An 18663-nucleotide genomic window follows, 5' to 3' on the forward strand; every position below is an offset into this window, starting at 1 on the left:
GGTTTATTTTGTTTTATTTAAGGCAACTTTTTTACTTAGTTTGGTGTTTTTTAGTTTTTTAATTATGAACCAATAAAGAAATGTAATAACTAAAGAAGTGAAAGCAACAGCAGCAGTAATAACTTCAAATATGTTATCTTTAACCCCTTGTTTTAATTTTTCAGGAAAAGTTTTTTTAACATCTGCAAATTCTTTTGTAACTTCTTTTTTTGCTTCGTTTCCCACATATTTAGCTAATCTACGAGTTAAATTAGAAGCTATTAAAGAAACATCATTGCTTTTTTCTCCTAAACACCAACCAAGCAGTTTAGTTGCAAATTTATGATTATTTAAAAAATTTCTAATATCAGCAATTCCTTCTTGGGGATCTATGTTTAAAGATTCAGGAACAACATCAGCATCAGCATAAGGCCAAAAATTATTAATTTTATCTTTAATAGATGACCAAAGGTTTTGTTTTTCTTGTTTATCTTCAGGGTTTTGTAATTTATCCAAATCTTCTTTCACTTTTTGAACTTTTTGTAAATTATCCAACGCAGTTTTATAAGCTTCTTTTAAGGGTTGAGGAGTTTGATTATCCAAAAAAGGAAAAAAACTTTTAAGAGATTGCCACCAACTTTTAGAAGGTTTTAATAAATTGGAAACATCTTGAAACTTATTTTCTTTTAAATTTTTTTCTACTTCTTTATATTTTTGTTCCGCTTTTTTATATGCTTCATCAAATTCTAACATATTTTTTAATATTTCTTCTTGTTGGGTTAATTCTTTAATTTTTTCTTTTGTGTTTTCGATAGCAGTTATTTCTTCTTGTATTTGGTTTAATAATTTTGTGTCAATATTTTCAGGAGTTTTGGTTCCTGGCAATTTCTTATAAATAGCTGATCCAGTTGTTTTGGTTATATTCCACAACCAAGAACCCCATCCTTCTTTTTGTTCTTCTTGCTTTTCTTCTTTTGGTTTGTTTAATTGATTATCTTTTGCATCATTTTGATCTTTATTATTACCCTCATTTGAACTCTCTTCTTTATGTGCAAAAACAACATTATTATTAAAATAAGGATTTTTCTTCTTAAAAAAACTAAAACCACAAACATTAAAAACTATAAAAATCAAAAAATTAACTAAATTTAATATTAATGCTAAACATAATATTTTTTTACCTATAAATTTCATTGTTTTACTCCTTAGTTTTATAGGACATTTAAGTATTAATTAAATGTTATGATAAGATATTTTATTGTAATTATAATTTATTTTAGTTTTTTCTAAATTAAACAAATAAATTATTTTTTTGGATAGTTAGGTTTTTGAGGTACGAATTTAAAAATAATTCATGATGTTTTTGGTTATAATAAAGTCTGAATAATAAAATAGTAAAGTGTTATTTCTAATTTCTATATACTTATAAATGCTACCTTATTTATTATAACTTATTTTTATAAAACAAAAAACAAATTTGTGATGTTGGCAAGCTAAAAATACCTTAGTGAAGGATTATTTTTTTTATTTAAGTGTTTTGAAATTCTTTAAATATGATAAAAAAACAATTTGTTAAACAGGTTTGTTGAGTGTAAGTTTTTTATATCCAAAGAGCAATTTTTTCTTCTAAAATATAGTTTCCTGAATCATTTAGTATCACTTGATTGTTTTTTATTTGAATATAACCTTTTTTAAAAGCATTATTAAGACATTTATTATAACGAGATAAGGACCATTTGAGGTCTTTATAAATCTCTTGAAAATGATTTTTTTGCAATTGATCTTGGTGATTTTTGAGATGCATTAGTAAAGAAATAATCATAAATTCTTTTTTTTGCAAATTATTTTTAATCATTTTAGCAACAATTCCAGTTTTAGGGGCTAAGAAGAAAAAGAGCAAAAAGTTAACTAAATTTGTAAAAGCAATTAATCCTGATACTGGTAAATTAAGTCCAATTGCCAAATAATAACCAAGGCTAGAATTCACAAATGAGAGCCATAAAGAAAGCAAAAAACTATTACATAGATTCTTAGTAGCCAAAAGAGATGTAGCAGCAGGTCCAATCATACAAGAAATTACCATAATAGAACCAACTACATCAAAAGAAATAACAGCTGTTATAGAAACTAAAAACATTAATAAATAATTAATTAAAGTAGTGAAAAATCCTAAGATTACAGCAAGATTAGGATCAAAAATATAGATTTTTAATTCTTTATAAAAGAAAAAAACAAACAATAAATTAAAAAACAAAAGAGGAATAATTTTTTTGAGTTGTTTAATGTGGGTGAGTTCAATATTGCCTAAAAAAACAGCATCAGTATCTAAATGTTCGTGTCTTGTATAAAGACTTATCAAAATAATAGCTACCGAAAAGAAAAAAGTAAACACAATTCCAATAGAAGCGTCTTTAGTAACTTTAGAGTGTTTGCCTAAAAGTTCTACCATATAAGCTGTAAGCACGCCCACTAAAGCAGCTCCCATAATTAAAAGAGGAGAATTAAGATTTTTAACTACTAAAAAAGATACAACTATTCCTAATAAAACACTATGACTCATAGCATCAACTACCATAGAAGACTTTTTCAATACTAAAAAAACTCCTAAACTAGCCAAAGTCAAAGAACAAAATAAAATAACTAAAAAAACATCTAGTTCAAAACCACCAATAATATTTTTTATAAAACTTATCATTAAACAATACCGTCAATTAAATTTTCAACTATTTTAATTCCTTTAGGTGTTAATTGGACTTTTTGATTTTGTAACATTAAATATCTTTCCTTCCATAAAAAAGTTTCTATTTGAATTATTGGCAAACTTAAAGTATGATTTTCTTCTTGTTCATAATAAAGATGAATAAGTTGACGAAATTTTTTAATCTTTTTTTGATATTTAATTTTTTGCAAATATCTACTAATAACTCCATATTTAGGAGAAAACAACAAGGAAACAGCAATAAATAAAGTAGTAATAACAATAATAATTGGTCCTGTTGGCATATCTTGTATACTATTACTTATAAAAACTCCAATCAAACTAGAAAAGAAAGTAACAACAGAAGCAACAAAAACATTAGTAACAAATCTATCACTAAATTGACGAGCAATTACTCCTGGCATAATTAAAAAAGCACTTGTCAAAATAATGCCAATAATTTTTAAACTAGTAACTACTACTCCAATTAATAATAAATTAAGAATAAAAGTCATAATTTTAATGTTAAACCCTACACTTTGGGCAAAGTTATCATCAAAAATATAGATTTTGAATTCTTTCCACAAGCCAACTACAACAACTAAAGTAATTAAAGCCATAATACCAGTAGAAATCATATCTAGTTCAGTTAATAAAGCAATTTGTCCTAAGATAAATTTTTCCAAAGTAGCTATTTTGTTATCCTCACAAGTATTTTGAGCAATGGCAATTAAAACATTGCCAAAACCAAAAAAAGAAGCAAGCACTAACGATAAGGCTGTATCTGATTTAATTTTAGAATATTTTTTAATAAGTTCCATCAAAAGCAAAGTAACAAACGAGGCAAGAATAGCACCCAACCACAAAACCCAAATATCTGTACTACGAGCAAAAAGATAAACTAAGGCAATTCCTGGCAAAGTGGTGTGCGAAAGAGCATCTCCAATTAAGGCTTGTTTTTTCAAGATAATAAAAACACCTAAAATACCCGATGTAAATCCTAAAAAGCTAGCTGCTAAAAGAACTTTAACAACAGTATAATTAAATTCTAAAACAAACATATTTAACACTTTCTTATTTATATTTAATTTTATTTTGTTTTCTTTGGGGTTTGCAAATTATGAATATCTTTTTTTAATTTTTTATTTTGAAAAGTTTTATTTAAATTAGTTTTATTAAAAACTTCATCCGTAGTGCCACTTGCAATTTTTTGTACGTTTAACAAAACTACATGATCAAAATATTGAGTCACTGTTTCTAAATCATGGTGCACTACAATAATGGTTTTATTTTCTTTTTGCAAATCTTTTAAAACTTGAATAATTTTTTTTTCTGTTTGGATATCAACTCCTTGAAAGGGTTCGTCCATAAAATAAATATCTCCTTGTTGAGCTAAGGCGCGAGCTAAAAAAATTCTTTGTTGTTGCCCGCCTGAAAGTTCAGATATTTGACAATCCTTAAGATCTTGCATTCCTGTTTTTTCTAAAGATTGCATTACTATTTCTTTATCTTTGGCAGTTGGTTTTTTAAACCATCCTAAATGTCCGTAACGCCCCATCAAAACAACATCAAACACAGTAGTTGGAAAATCCCAATCAACTGAATTTCTTTGTGGCACGTAGGCTACTTTTTTTCTTAATTGCCCATATTTTTGATTATAAAATAAAACTTCTCCAGAAATTTTGTGAATCAATTCTAAAATTGTTTTGATTAAAGTAGATTTTCCAGCACCATTAGGGCCTAAAATTGCTGTCAAAGAGCTTTGATAAATATCTAAATCAATATCCCACAAAACTGGTTTTAGATGATAAGCTACGGTTAGGTCTCTAATTTTAATGGCTATTTCTTTTTTCATTATAATCTCCTTATTTATTTGTTATTGTTTTAATTCTTTTTCTATTGTATGAATATTGTGTAATAAAGCTCCAATATAAGTGGAATGCTTGTATTTCGTTGGATTTCCTTGTGAATCTTTATCATCTTCAAATTCTATTGGCTCTTCACTTTCTGAACCCAAAGCATCAGCGTATAATTCTTCATCACTTTTTTTAATATTATGACCTTTACTTTTTACAGATTCTTTAAGAGAATCAAGCGTTCCTTCTGGAAAAGAACTTTCTACAAAAATAGCTTTTACTTGGTTGTTAACCAGTTTATTAGCTAATTCTTCAATATCACTAATACTAGCTTCTGTTTGGGTAGAAATTCCTTGAATTGGACTTAACTCAAAATCATATTTTCTAGCTAAATAAGAAAAAGCATCATGGGCAGTAACTAAAATAAAAGTTTTGCCTTGAGAAAAAAAATGTTCTTTTAATGCTTTAAATTTCTTGCCTACATATTTATGTAATAATTTTAATTTGTGTGCATATGTTTGACAATTATGTTCTAAATTATAAATATCACTTTGGCGAAAACGCGAATCTTTTACCAATGCTGTTTTTAATTTGTATTTTAATTGGTGTAAAACTTTAATCCAAAGATCTATATCAAACCAAATATGAGGATCTGGCCCATGAGTATCTTCATCTCGTTTAATATCTCCTTCTTTAATGCGTTCATCCTCCTTGCCTTTTTGATTTATAACTTTGGTATTTGCTTCATCTAACTGCACTACTGTAAAGGAATTATTCGTTAAAAGCGGAAAGGCTTCTGCCATTTTAGCTTCCAAATGCAGTCCATTAATCACAACTAAATCAGCTTCTTTAATTTTTTTGCGATCTGATAATTTGGTTTTGTAATTGTGCGGATCAATTCCTACTCCCATCAAAGAATCAACTTGAATGCCTTTAATTTTGTTATATTTGTTTTTGTTTTCTTCTTCTACAACATCACCAACTAAATGCTTGACTAAATCTTTTAACATGGTAGAAGTCGTTACTATTTGTAAATCTTTTGAAACAGTTTTGGCATTTTTGGCTTTTGTCAAAGAAAAAAAAGGAATAGATAAAATCAGTGTTGTTATTGTTACCAAAAGAAAAATGATTATTTTTTGTTTGTGTTTAATAAAAAAATCCATAATTATGGTCTCCTTTTTGCCTTTCTGAATGAATTTAAAAAATGATCTAAATTTTAACTATTTTGTGAGGTAAAAACAATGTTGTAAAAAATATCTAAAAATATGTAATTATAATTTATTGTTTTTAGGATTTATTTATAAAATCCATCATTAAAAAATTTCAATTTTGATACAGTTATTACCATACATTTGTAATAAAGTAGTAAAAATGTTTAATTATAATGAGGATTAATTTGTTATTGGGAGTTAGGTTAATTTTAGTAATAAAATGTTTTTATTGGATGTTTTACAAATAAGTTTATTGCTTGTGATTTCATTTTTTAAAATGTTTTTCATATTTACATTATGAAAAAAACTACAAATTTAAAGATATTTATTATATCTTAATATAAATTAATGCAAAATGTTATGCAAGTTTTTTTGAAATTGTTTTGCAATACCTTGTATAAATACAAAAAAGGGAAAGTCCAAAAAATAAATTAAGGTATTCAGGCAAATATTCCAAATATAATAATTTAATACCAAAGTTATTAAAAAAAATAAAAAATATGGCTAATAATTAAATAAAAGAGTTTATTAGCGCAATAACAAATTTAGAAAATATGCTTATTATTTTCCAAAACATTGCAAACATATTATAAAAAAATAGTTATTAATTAAATATATTGGGGTTACTATATAAATAAGTTCTTATTTAATGAAATCCAATTGCAAAAAATAGTTTTTGGGTTTGAGTTTGGAAGTCATTATGTAGATTATATATAATCAAAAAATAAATATAATTAATTTAGTATCTTGCTTATTTTGCTCATATGCGATTTGTTAAAAATTAATAAATTTAGAAATAAATAACTTATAAAATTTGTAGTTGATTTTGAATATTTTAAATCTAATAGAAGTAAGAGTTTAGATTTAAGAATTAAAATATTTAAATAATTATAATTATATTATAATATAAAATTGTTTAAATTAAACATAAAAAAATTTGGCAAAATATTTTAATTCAACTTTTTTATTTAGGGCGTATAATAAAATTAAGGGATACAGAGTTGTTAAAAAGGCACAATGATAAAATGTGATAAATACAAATGTTGCATAAAAAATGCAATTATAATTTAATATTTTAATGGGGCATTTTTAACCCTTTAATATTTATAGAAAAGTAAAATATTTGTAATATGAAAACCAAAAGCAAAGCAATTATGTGTTTGTTTCCCAAATACCTTACTTTAATTTTATTCATTATTTTATTGGGCATACATTTTTGCAATAGAATTAGCATTTATGCTGTAAAAAAACAACAACTAGAAAACATCCAAGAAGAGGAAAATGGAATAGGGGTTGTAAAAAATACAAATAACACACAACAAAAACACCAAATAATAAATAATCAACATTCAAAAAAATTAAAGAACCCCAAAAATTTTGAAAAATTATTTCCCCCAGAAAAAAGAATAATCAATGATTTTAGTTATTATAAACAAAACAATCAATTAACCAAACAAGATATTATAATCGCTTTAAATGGCATGCTTAAAGAAATAAAAAAAGAATCAAACATACAAATAGAAAGTGATGATTTTGAAATAGCAAGCGAACAATTAGAAGAAAAATACGAATCACAAACACAAAATCCAGAAGAAATACAATGGAAAGGTAGTTTTCAAATTGAAGATATATTGGGTAATAAAATAGAATTCAATTTTACTAAAAAAATGATAAACTTAGATGAAATTATTACAAATAACCATTTAGGAACAATTCAAATAACACCTAATATTACTGAGGAACAAAGAAAAAAATTAATATGTGAAGTTATTTGGCAAAAAAATCCTCAACTCCAAAATAAATTTTTAACTAAAGATTTTCAATTTACCAAAAACAAAGATGGCAGTAATAATTTTTGTAGAATAGAATACGATTTAGCAAACGAAGACAAATATCATGAATATGAAGGCATAATTGACCTAGAAATTAACTATCAACAAGAAACAAGCACACCTCCAACAACTAAAACCACTACAACAAATTCAATAATGTTTTATAAAATTATAATAATTTTAACCGGCCTAATAGTTGCTTTTTTACTTATTTTAATTTATAAAATCAAACATCAAAAAAATAAATGAATTGCTTTCTTTAAATTATTTTAATATCTTTCAAGAAATATCAAAATATAAAACCATAAAGACAATGAAAGCCAAACTTTGTAGTTTGGCTTTTTTATTTATAATAAAGGGGATGAATAATTTTTAAATTGCTTAAAAAACAAATAAATATACAATAATTATAAAATGAATAATATTAATTATATATTATTACACAAATATAGATATACCAAATAATAAATATAACAACAAAAAAATAATATTTATTGATTTTTAAATAATTTAATAAAAAAGGTCAATGTGCATAAGCCATGTTCTGTTCTTGTTAAACAAGTGTGGCTATTTATCTGCTACTAATAAGTAGTGCAAAACTAATTTCATTTAATCGCTTTGCATGCCCCTACCATTATTTTGGGTTGTTAGCTTGAGGGGTTTATCACGTTTCACTTAATTATTTCTAATTAACTCGTCTCTGTGACACTTTCAGTTTTTATCTCATAGATTAAAATAATGTAATTATCTCAATCCTTAGATCTAAAAAACGCCGTTACTTTTTACAGTACTCTAAGTTATTAATTCCTTAGACACAAACACTACATGCAATCGCAGCATGTGCTAACATGGACTTTCCTAAGCTTAAAATAATTATTTTAAACCTCAGCCACTTGCATTGACCTATTTTATTATATCAAACATTAAAGTAAAATGAAATCTTTAAATTATGTTTGTAGATGTTTTAATGATAAATTAAGAAAATAAATTTTTTTTATTGGGTGTTTTATATTAAGATTTCAAACATTTGATAATTTTGTAAACTGCATCAGTAGGAGCCAAAGCGCTTAAATCAACAACAACAATCCGATAAGTTATAATTATCAACATGCTCAATAGCAAAAATAATATGAATATGCAAATCTAAAATAGCTTTTATTATTGAGGAGTTATCTAAAAAAAAGTCACCTTCTGTATCCAAACAAGAATATGGATTGTTATACTTAATTTTCTAAGAACTTTATAATTAACATAAAGTGTTTTTAAACTAAATTATAATTGGTAAAACTTTTAACAGACTCTTTTAGGTAATAAATATCTTTTGGATTCAAAAATAAAGTGTCTGTCGATTTATCATACTGAGTTTGTTAATAGTTTTCTTTCTTAATTAATATTTTCATATATGATGAACATCTTTTTTTTTAATAATATAATTAGCACAATAAGATATATAAATGCTCTATTGTTCATTGTTAAAAACCCCATGATTTAGTCCTTTTGTTTTTTATTTTATTATAACTCAATTTTGATGAATTAGTTTATATTTTTGGTTGGAAAAAGGAAGGTTTTGGGTAATAAAAAAAGATCTTAATATAAGATCTTGCATTTGACTTATTTTTTTTTGGATCAAAAATATAATTTCTTTGTGTTATAATTACCAAATTATAAAAAATCAAATAAACGATCACAAATTTTAACTTGATCTCCTGGTTTGGCTCCTTTTTTTTGTAATTGTTCTTCCATCCCTATTTTTTTCAATATTCTATTAAATCTTTTTACAGATTCTTCGTTGTTAAAATCGGTACGATGAAAAAAAATTTCTACTTGATTTCCAGAAACAACAAAAACAGAATCACTTTCTTTAATAACAGAAATGGTTTTTAGATTATCAGTAAGGGTGTATAATTTAAAGTCATTGTTGTTATTTGGGTTAACTTCTAAGGGGGTATTTTGCAAAAAGGAGCTCATTTTATATTTTAAGATTTCTAAATTATCAAAAGAAACCAAAGAAAGGGGGATAATAGGTTGTCCTTTGATTTTTTGTTTCAAAAGAGTAAGTTTTTTCAAAGAATCAGGTAAATCCATTTTATTGGTAACAATAATTTGTTTTTTAAGTAATAATTGGGGATTGTATTGTTTTAATTCTTGGTTTAAAGTTTGGAAATCTTGGTAAGGGTTTGAACTTTCCATACTTAAAATATGAACTAAAACACGACATCTTTCAATATGTTTTAAAAATTGAATTCCCATACCACAACCTAAATGAGCATTTTCAATTAGGCCTGGTAAATCAGCTACTACAAAACTAAAACCATCCACTTCAACAACTCCTAAATGAGGTTTAATTGTGGTAAAAGGATAGGAAGCAACTTTAGGTTGGGCTTTGGAAATAGCAGAAATAAGAGAGGATTTCCCAACACTTGGAAAACCTAATAATCCGATATCAGCTAAAACTTTAAGTTCTGTTTTGATTTTAAAACTTTCACCTAAATCACCTTTTTCAGAATAACTTGGAGCTTGATTTTTAAAAGTAGCTAATGCTTTATTGCCTTTGCCGCCTTTGCCGCCTTTAGCAATAACTAAGGTTTGTTGGTCGTATAAGATCTCTCCCAAAAACTTGTTATCAGCAGTGTAAAAAACTGTTCCTAAAGGAACTTTAACATAAAGATGAGGGGCATTGGCTCCATTTTGACCTTTATTTTTTCCATTTATTCCATGCGGCGCTTTAAGATGTTTTTGATATTTTAATTTTAATAAGGTATTCTCGCCTTTGTCGCCTACAAAAATAACAGACCCGCCGTTGCCGCCGTTGCCGCCAGCAGGTCCTCCAAAAGCTACATATTTTTCTCTTCTAAAAGCAACGATGCCATGACCACCATTACCAGCAAAAACCTCATTAAAAGCTTCATCAACAAAATGCAAACTAAATACCTGCTTTCTTTAAATACATAAAAAAAATTATTGCAGATAAACAGAAACTTTTTTACGACCATGCTTTTTTTCAAATTTAATGATTCCACTCATTTTAGCAAATAAAGTGTCATCTCCACCTCTACCAACGTTAAAACCAGGGTGAATTTTGGTTCCTCTTTGACGATAAATAATAGCGCCTGCTTTGGCAAATTGACCGTCAGAAAGTTTAGCACCTAATCTTTTGGAATGAGAATCTCTACCATTTCGAGTAGAACCTGCTCCTTTTTTAGAAGCAAATAACTGAATTTGTAATTGTAATAACATGTTATAACCTCTTTCTTGTTTGAATTTGAGATATTTTTTTAAAATGATTGGGGTATTGTTTGACTAAATTGCAGATAGTGTATTCTAAATTATCTAGCAAAATAAAAAGGGTGGGATTTTGGGTGGTTTTAACTTCTAATTCAAACAACTTATCTTGTAGATTGTAGGTAATATCTGTTTGGAATTGAAGCTTTTCTAAAGCATTCAGAGTCACAATAATAGCAGTAGAAACCGAAGCACATACAATATCAAAACCTTTAGGAGCGTATAAAGCGTGACCGAAAACTTGAATACTAGTAATTTTTTTTTGTTCTTTGTAAAAACAATAGCGAATCATAGTTTTTAAACAGTTATTTTAGTAATCAAAAGTTTAGTATAGGATTGTCTGTGTCCTTGTTTACAACGATATTTTTTACGTTTTTTATACTTAAACACAATAATTTTTTTAGCGCGATCATGTTTGATTACTTGAGCTGTTACTTTAGCGTCTTTAACAAAAGGGACGCCTAAAACAGGATTGGAGCCACCAACAGCCAAAACTTCTTGAAATTGATAAGTTGTTTCTGGCTCAACATTTAGTTTTTCAACATAAATTTCTTGTCCTTCAGAAACACGAAATTGTTTTCCCCCAGTTTTGATGATTGCAAACATTTTATTTCCTCCTTGCAAAAATTGCAAATTATCTTGGATAATTTATTGAATCTGATAATAATTAATTGTTTAAAAACAATGGTTTTTATATTTTTTTTTATTGGGCATTAAAACCAAACCAAAAAAAAATACAATAATCATACATTATTATAACATATCTTATTGAAATATGAATGTTTTTTTTGTTATGAGGTTTTATTATTGTGCTTTTTGAGATATCTATTTTGCGGATGGGCGCTACATTTATCACTACAAGCCCCTAAATATTTGTGTTCGTTATGTTCGTGGCACAAAATTTGTTTGTTGCATTGAGGATTAGAGCAATTAATATAGCGTTCACAAGGGGTGCCATCAAAATAGTCTTTGCCAACGATAACATGTTCTTTTTGATTAACAGTAACTGCTATTCTTTGATCAAAGACATACATTTGACCATCCCATAAAACACCTTGAGTTTCGGGGTGTTTACCATAAGAAATAATTCCTCCTTCTAGTTGATAGACATCCACGAAACCTTCTTTTTTTAAGAAAGTACTAAATTTTTCACAACGCACACCGCCAGTGCAATAAGTTACGATTTTTTTATTTTTTAATAAATGGGTGTTTTGTTTGACCCAATTTGGCAAATCACGAAAATGTCTAATGTTAGGGTTAACTGCATTTCTGAAATGTCCTAAATCATATTCATAGTCATTACGAGCATCAAGAATTAAAACATCTTTTTCTTGCAAGGCTTGCAAAAATTCTTGAGGAGCTAAATAAGCGCCTTTGTCTTTGGTAAGATCAACCTTTTCTTCAAGACTCAAATTAACCAATTCAGGCTTGACTTTAATAGAAAGACGCGGAAAAACTTGTGCATCCACATTTTCAATTTTAAAAACAGTATTGCAAAAACGCACATCTTGTTTTAGTTGATCGATGTATTTATGTATTTGTTCTTTTGGACCTGACAAAGTGCCGTTAATACCTTCTTGGGCAACAATAATACGTCCTAAAAGTCCTAGAGATTCGCAATATTTAAAATGTTGGTTTCTAAAAGTTTGAGGGTCTTTTATTGGAACATATTGATAATATAAAATAACTAAGTATGAGGAGTTAGAAGTTTTTGTCATAAAATAATTATGCCTCTTTTCAATTGAGATTGCATGCAAAATCTAATTAATTTAGACTTTATTTTATTATTAAAATAAATTATTATGAATTTAAAATAATGAATGATTGATGTTTTTTGTTTCATTTATAATTTTTTATTTAGGTTTTTTCAGATAAATATTAAGGTTTATAAAATAAATTTTAGGAGTGTTCTTCCCAAAAAATATACATATTTTGAGCACCATTTGACATTTGTTTTAAATCATCTAAACTATATTTTATTTCACCTTTAAAACTTGCAGTCCTTGTACCACCATCAAAAAATACTCCTAATAAATCCGAAGGAGCGTCTTTAATGCGGCACAAAAGGCAAGGATAAGTTTGAATGGTCTCGGAATTATAACAAGGATAATCAGATATAAAACCCCAAAAATATGGATTAATATTCGTTTTAATATAGGTTTCTATTTGTTGAGGAAAAGTTTGAGAATTGTGGGGGCGTAAATAAATGTTTTTAATTTGCATATTGATATTACCTCGCAATTATTTTAGTAAATAGAAATAATGAATTTTTGGGGTTTCCTTTGAAATAGTTATAAAATTATTAAAGGTTTTATTAGTGGCTTTTGGTTTGGCAATAAAAAACGCCGAATCATTTTATTTTTCATAAAAGATTCGACTCTATATTCTAAATTATTATTGTTAAAAACATTCAAATTACTTAATAATATCGGTTCCTAAATAAGACTGTAAAATTTCAGGAACTGTAATAGTGCCATCTTGGTTTTGATAATTTTCTAAAATAGCAATAACAGTTCTTCCAACAGCCAAACCTGAACCGTTTAGAATATGAACGTATTCATTTTTGTTGTTTTTAGGATTTTTCATTTTAATATTGGCGCGTCTTGCTTGGAAATCGCAAGAATTACTGATAGAACCAATTTCACGATAACAATTATAGCTGGGTAAAAAAACTTCTAAATCATAAGTTTTTGACATACTAAAACCCAAATCACCAGTAGAAAGCAAAACAACACGATAAGGAAGTTTGAGCAGTTTTAGTATTTCTTCGGAATCTTTTAACATTTGTTCTAGATATTCATAAGAATTTTGGGGGTGGCAAAACTGGATTAATTCTACTTTATTAAATTGATGTTGTCTAAAAATACCTCGGGTATCTTTGCCAGCTGAGCCTGCTTCTTGGCGAAAAGCAGTAGTGTAGGAGACGTATTTAATAGGAAGTGTACCTGGTTTAAAAATTTCTTCACGATGCAAATTAATGGTAGGAACTTCTGCTGTAGGATTTAAATACCAATTATTTTTGGAATTGTAAAGTTTGTAGACTTCATCTTCAAACTTAGGTAATTGACCTGTTGCAAACATGGATTTTTCATTGATAATATAAGGAGGAATGATTTCTTGATAACCTTTTTTACTATGAAGATCCATCATAAATTGAATTAAGGCTCTTTCGAGTCGTGCTCCTAGCCCTTTACAAACGACAAATCCACTACCAGAAATTTTGGAAGCTCTTTTAAAGTCCAGAATATCTAGTTTTTCTGCTAAATAAACGTGGTCTTTAGGTGTAAATGGAAAGGTTCTTATTTGCCCTTCGCAATACAATTCCTTATTGTCTTTATCGTCTGTGCCAATCGGCAAAGAATCATGTGGCAAATTGGGGGTAATACTTAAAATATCAAAAATTTCTTGTTCTTGGAGTTTTAACTTTTGTTCTAATTTTTGTAAATCATCACGCAAAAAATTATTTTCTTGCAAAAAAAGGGCAATATCTTCTTTAGCATTAGCTTTTTGGGCAACTTTTTTAGCTGATTGATTTTTTTGACTTCTTAAATTTTGTATTTGCAAAAGTAAAGATTTTCTTTGTTGTGCTAAAAGAGGCAATTTATTTAAATAAGCAAAACTTTGTTGTCTTTTTTCTAATTTTGCAATAACAGATGGCAGATTTTGGACTACAAAATTCAGATCTAACATAAAAAATACCTCTTTACTTTGGAAAAAATTGATTTAATGGGGTGGTGGCAAAAATAATAAAATAAATCAAAGGGATAGAATAAATCTTTTAATTGAATGTTTTTTACAATATTTTTATTAATGTTTTTGTTTGTTTGTTGATAAAATCAAACCATAAATGCATCAAATTATAAGATAAAGAAGGTGGGCATTAATACATCTTTGCCAATAAATTTTTATGCGAAATATTATTAATTGTAGTTATAGAGCCTTTTTTAAGGATATATTTACGTTCATTTAATGACGATCTCAATACAAACACTTGTCACCAAAAATGATCCTAAAATAAACCCTGAAATTACATAAATTACTTTGTTTAACCAAAAACATGAATTTATTAACCTTTTTCAATCAAATATAATTAAAAAGAAAAATTAAAGTGTGTTTACTAATTTTTGTAAATCAGATTTGTTTCTAGCAGAAAAGTTAGCGTGATAAACTCTTTTAGAAACACCTTTATCAAATTTTTTATAAGCTACACTTAATAAAGCTAAGGCTTTTTGTTTATCAGCATTTGCCACTGCAGTTTTTACTTGTTTTACCACTGTTTTTACAGATGATTTAAAAGAAAAATTTTGTAAACGACGTTTTTCATTAGTTTTATTACGTTTTTTTTGTTGTTTAATATTAGCCATGATTATAATCTCCTCTTTTTTAATTACTTAATTATCAATTTTATTATTAATAACTCTACTGAGGATTATACCAAAATTTAAATAAAAAATCAAACAAATAATTAATTAAGGCAATATATAAAATCCAACCCCACTTGAAAAGAATAGGTGATAGCTCCGTAAAAAATATGTTATTTTTTATTATTTATAAATAAAATAAAAGGAGATTTAAAATAATGAATGTAAGAAAAAAATTTTAACACTTATTTATTGCTTTTGAAAACAAAATTTAAATGTTTATTTTAAAATTATATTTTGAATATATAAGTATTTTTTTTTAAAAATGATAAAAGTTCTTCTAAATGTGTTTCTTGTTTAGGTGTTAATTTCTTTTGTTTTTATATAAACCACAAATATCTTAATAATGAATCCCGTAATTCTGTTTTATTATCTATTTTATGAAATTATTTTTGCATTCATTGAATTTTTTGAATTTGCTTAATGTTTTTTGGATTGCTTTTTTTATAAATAATATTTTTGCAAAACCAAAATATCATAATCCATATAATCACAAAAAATAAATTTGAAAAAAGATAAAAATGGCGAATTAATTGAAGGTTTTATTATCCCTAAATATTTTTTTACACATTCCCATAAAAAAATAAAGTTTTTTGCTCATAAAACAACTCTTTTTATATAATTAACTTTTATAACATTTTGTTAATAATCATTCCTAAACATTTCAAAAATTAAATAATTCTATCACCCTAAATTATAAACAATTACAAAAATTTATCCAACCCAAAATCAAGGAAAAACCAAACTGTAATTAAAGTTTGGGTTATTTTAATTAAAAAATGATACATTTGTAAAAAATCAAAAATCTTCAAAGAAAGCCTTAGATTTAGGAAACTTATCAGTTTCAAAAATTTCTTTCGGAGTGCCTTTTTCAAGAATTTTACCTTGTTCCATGAAATAAATAGTATCAGATACTTTTTGAGCAAATTTCATTTCATGAGTTACAATAATAAGGTTTATTTTTTTCTCTGATAATTTTTGTAAAGTTTGTAATACTTGCAAAGTAGATTCAGGATCTAGAGCAGAAGTTGGTTCATCTAAAAGAATAACTTCAGGTTTCATACATAAAACTCTAGCAATAGCAACGCGTTGTTTTTGTCCCCCTGAAAGTGTTTCTACTCTTTGATTAGCAAGAGCTTTTAAATCTAGTTCTTTTAACCGTTCTAAAGCATTTTCTTGAGCTTCTTGTTTAGATAATTTTAATACTTTCATCGGAGCTAAACAACAATTTTCTAATACTGTCTTTCCTTCAAATAAATTAAAACTTTGAAACACCATTCCTACTTTAGTTCTTAAATCAGATAATTTTACTCCTTTATCTAAGATATTTTTATTATCAATTAAGATTTGTCCAGAATTAGGTTCTTCTAATAGATTAAAACACCTTAATAAAGTAGATTTCCCTGAACCTGAAAAACCAATAATAGTTACTATTTCTTGTTTTTTAATTTTTAAATTAACATTTTTTAAAATCTCTTTATCGCCAAACTTTTTACAAAGATTTTTAACTTCAATTAAATATTGCATTCTAAACTCCTTTTTTTTGTTTTTCTAAATATTTAACAAATAAATTAGCAATCGTAATTAACAATAAATAAATACAAGCAGTAATAGCATAAGGAATAGCAATACTTCCTGTTTGAACGATTTGAGTTTTGGCTTTCCATGCTACATCTAACAGACCAACCAAACCACCAAAACAAGCACTATCTTTAATATTTACAATAAATTGTTGTACTACAAAAGGAAGTGATCTTTTAAGTGTTTGGGGAAGAATAACAAAAAAAAATGTTTGTCTTTGAGTCATTCCTAAAGCTAGAGCAGCTTCTTCTTGTCCTTTATCTAAAAACTTAATATTTTGTAATAAAATACTCGTAATACTAACTGCTGAATTTAATAATAACACTATAACACCTGAATACATCGGATTTAATTCAGGATTATAAGCTCTCCAACCAAAATGAACTATAATAATTTGAGCTGCTACTGGAATTGATTTAAAAATATAAAGTATTGCATCAAGTAAGTAAAGAAAACTTTGTATTAACCCTAAAATAAAGGGTTTTTGTGTTTGATAATTAGGTTTAATGCTTTTAATCCCCGTTAAAACAATAGCTAAGATAAAACCTACAATAACTCCATCTAATGCAAGTAATAAAGTAGTTTTTAAAGGTGTTGAATATTCAGACAAAGCAAGAGATACTTTTTGATACCACTTTAATCCTTGTTGTTGGCTTAACTCTTTTAAAGATTTTTCTAACCATTTATTAGTTATTTCTTTAAACTTAGATATTTTGTCTTTTAATTTTTGTATTTTATTAATGGGGCCTTGTTTGTCAGTGGGTTTTGATTGTTCGTTTTTTAATTTTTTGGTTAATTCAATTATACCTTCAACATTTAAACCGTCACCTTCTAAAACAAGTCCTTTTTCTTTTAAAACTTCTTTAAAAGCATTATTAATTTGAGTAACTAATTTTGTATTACCTTTTTTAACTGCAATTCCTAAACCCATAGGAGAAACAGTAAAACGATTATCATAAGATATAATTGATATATGTTTTAATTTATCATTTTGCGAAGCATAATATTTAGTAATATAACTATCAGTTACAAAAATATCAGAAGATTGATCTTCAACACTTTTAACACACATAACAGCATCATCAATAGGATTTAATTTGGTAATGTGTGATAAATTTCCTAAATCTGATCTAATATTTTCAATAACTTTATCAGCCACAGAACCAGTAAGAGTTAAAAATTGAATTTTGTCTTTTGTATCTTGTAATTTACCTTTTATATCTTCATAATTTACTTCTAATGGCAAATTTCTAAAACGTTCATCATCTGATCTTACTAAAAAACCTGTATTATCTAAAGTATAGGCAATAGAAAAATCAAAGTTTTCTTTTCTTTTGTTAGTAATGCTAATAGAAGAAATAGCTACATCCACTGAACCATTTTGTACAGCAGCAAACATCCCATCAAAATCAAAAAGACTAAATTTACAACCTTCATACTTTTCTTCTTTAGGTAATGCTTTTACTATTTTATCAATTAAATCTATATCAAATCCAGAAATATATTCACCTTGAATAGTTCTATGATTTTTACTTGTATCTTTATCAGATTTAATAGTCAAACTATTAGGGGCTGCATCAGCTACCACAGCTACTCTTAAATATTTCTTAGAATTATTAACTCTTTGAAATAACCCCACACTAAAATGAAGCCATCCCCAAAAAATCATAAAGAAAAATAATGAAATATATTTAGTATATTTTAGATATTCAACAATTTTGTATTTTTTTTTCCTTTGAATCATAATATATAATTTTTACCTACACTTTCAATTTTGGTGTTTATAAAAACTATCTATTTGAC

Annotated in this window: 16 protein-coding genes and 1 other RNA gene; 1 reads left to right on the forward strand and 16 read right to left on the reverse strand. The window is 26.4% G+C overall.

Annotation, left to right across the window (positions count from 1 at the left end; all coding sequences use genetic code 11):
• Positions 1-3: 3 nt before the first annotated feature.
• From AYWB_RS03045 to AYWB_RS03065, 5 genes are all read right to left on the reverse strand, one after another.
• Positions 4-1173 carry a hypothetical protein gene (locus AYWB_RS03045; RefSeq protein WP_011412899.1) on the reverse strand — a complete coding sequence of 390 codons (1170 nt, stop codon included), beginning with the start codon at positions 1171-1173 and terminating at the stop codon, positions 4-6.
• Positions 1174-1579: 406 nt separating this feature from the next.
• Positions 1580-2674, reverse strand: coding sequence for a metal ABC transporter permease (locus AYWB_RS03050; RefSeq protein WP_011412900.1), 1095 nt, complete (start codon positions 2672-2674; stop codon positions 1580-1582).
• A complete protein-coding gene (locus tag AYWB_RS03055; protein ID WP_041639922.1) occupies positions 2674-3738 on the reverse strand; it encodes a metal ABC transporter permease in 1065 nt (354 codons plus the stop codon). The genes AYWB_RS03050 and AYWB_RS03055 overlap by 1 nt, the downstream gene beginning before the upstream one ends.
• 29 nt (positions 3739-3767) lie before the next feature.
• The gene (locus tag AYWB_RS03060; protein ID WP_011412902.1) at positions 3768-4532 is read right to left on the reverse strand and encodes a metal ABC transporter ATP-binding protein; all 765 of its coding nucleotides are present in this window, start codon (positions 4530-4532) and stop codon (positions 3768-3770) included.
• A gap of 21 nt (positions 4533-4553) precedes the next feature.
• Positions 4554-5696 (reverse strand): metal ABC transporter solute-binding protein, Zn/Mn family, encoded by a 1143-nt coding sequence (locus AYWB_RS03065; protein ID WP_011412903.1) that lies wholly within the window; start codon positions 5694-5696, stop codon positions 4554-4556.
• 1178 nt (positions 5697-6874) lie between these two features.
• On the opposite strand from AYWB_RS03065, the gene AYWB_RS03070 reads away from it, so the two are divergent.
• Entirely contained in the window at positions 6875-7825 is a 951-nt protein-coding gene (locus tag AYWB_RS03070) for a hypothetical protein (protein ID WP_011412904.1), read from the forward strand.
• 280 nt (positions 7826-8105) lie between these two features.
• Here AYWB_RS03070 and rnpB read toward each other — a convergent pair.
• The 11 genes from rnpB to AYWB_RS03120 form a co-directional block, all read right to left on the reverse strand.
• Positions 8106-8477: RNase P RNA component class B (gene rnpB / locus AYWB_RS03770), an RNA gene on the reverse strand.
• Positions 8478-9238: 761 nt separating this feature from the next.
• The gene (obgE, locus tag AYWB_RS03075; RefSeq protein WP_011412905.1) at positions 9239-10498 is read right to left on the reverse strand and encodes a GTPase ObgE; all 1260 of its coding nucleotides are present in this window, start codon (positions 10496-10498) and stop codon (positions 9239-9241) included.
• Positions 10499-10534: 36 nt separating this feature from the next.
• The gene (gene rpmA / locus AYWB_RS03080) at positions 10535-10813 is read right to left on the reverse strand and encodes a 50S ribosomal protein L27 (RefSeq protein WP_011160463.1); all 279 of its coding nucleotides are present in this window, start codon (positions 10811-10813) and stop codon (positions 10535-10537) included.
• Between the two features lies 1 nt (position 10814).
• Positions 10815-11150: a ribosomal-processing cysteine protease Prp gene (locus AYWB_RS03085; RefSeq protein WP_011412906.1), complete on the reverse strand. Its 336-nt coding sequence runs from the start codon at positions 11148-11150 to the stop codon at positions 10815-10817.
• 5 nt (positions 11151-11155) lie between these two features.
• On the reverse strand, positions 11156-11464 hold the full coding sequence (rplU, locus tag AYWB_RS03090) for a 50S ribosomal protein L21 (protein ID WP_011412907.1): 309 nt from the start codon (positions 11462-11464) through the stop codon (positions 11156-11158).
• Between the two features lie 185 nt (positions 11465-11649).
• Positions 11650-12576 carry a rhodanese-related sulfurtransferase gene (locus AYWB_RS03095; protein WP_041639925.1) on the reverse strand — a complete coding sequence of 309 codons (927 nt, stop codon included), beginning with the start codon at positions 12574-12576 and terminating at the stop codon, positions 11650-11652.
• A gap of 181 nt (positions 12577-12757) precedes the next feature.
• Entirely contained in the window at positions 12758-13081 is a 324-nt protein-coding gene (locus AYWB_RS03100) for a hypothetical protein (RefSeq protein ID WP_041639927.1), read from the reverse strand.
• Positions 13082-13273: 192 nt separating this feature from the next.
• Positions 13274-14548, reverse strand: a complete 1275-nt coding sequence (gene serS / locus AYWB_RS03105; protein WP_011412910.1) for a serine--tRNA ligase — start codon at positions 14546-14548, stop codon at positions 13274-13276.
• 413 nt (positions 14549-14961) lie between these two features.
• On the reverse strand, positions 14962-15222 hold the full coding sequence (gene rpsT / locus AYWB_RS03110; RefSeq protein ID WP_011412911.1) for a 30S ribosomal protein S20: 261 nt from the start codon (positions 15220-15222) through the stop codon (positions 14962-14964).
• An 855-nt stretch (positions 15223-16077) separates the two neighbouring features.
• Positions 16078-16806, reverse strand: a complete 729-nt coding sequence (locus AYWB_RS03115; RefSeq protein ID WP_011412912.1) for an amino acid ABC transporter ATP-binding protein — start codon at positions 16804-16806, stop codon at positions 16078-16080.
• Position 16807: 1 nt separating this feature from the next.
• Complete coding sequence (locus tag AYWB_RS03120) at positions 16808-18604, reverse strand: ABC transporter substrate-binding protein/permease (RefSeq protein ID WP_011412913.1); 1797 nt, start codon at positions 18602-18604, stop codon at positions 16808-16810.
• Between the last annotated feature and the right edge of the window lie 59 nt (positions 18605-18663).

The organism is Aster yellows witches'-broom phytoplasma AYWB (assembly GCF_000012225.1).
GTDB lineage: Bacteria > Bacillota_I > Bacilli_A > Acholeplasmatales > Acholeplasmataceae > Phytoplasma.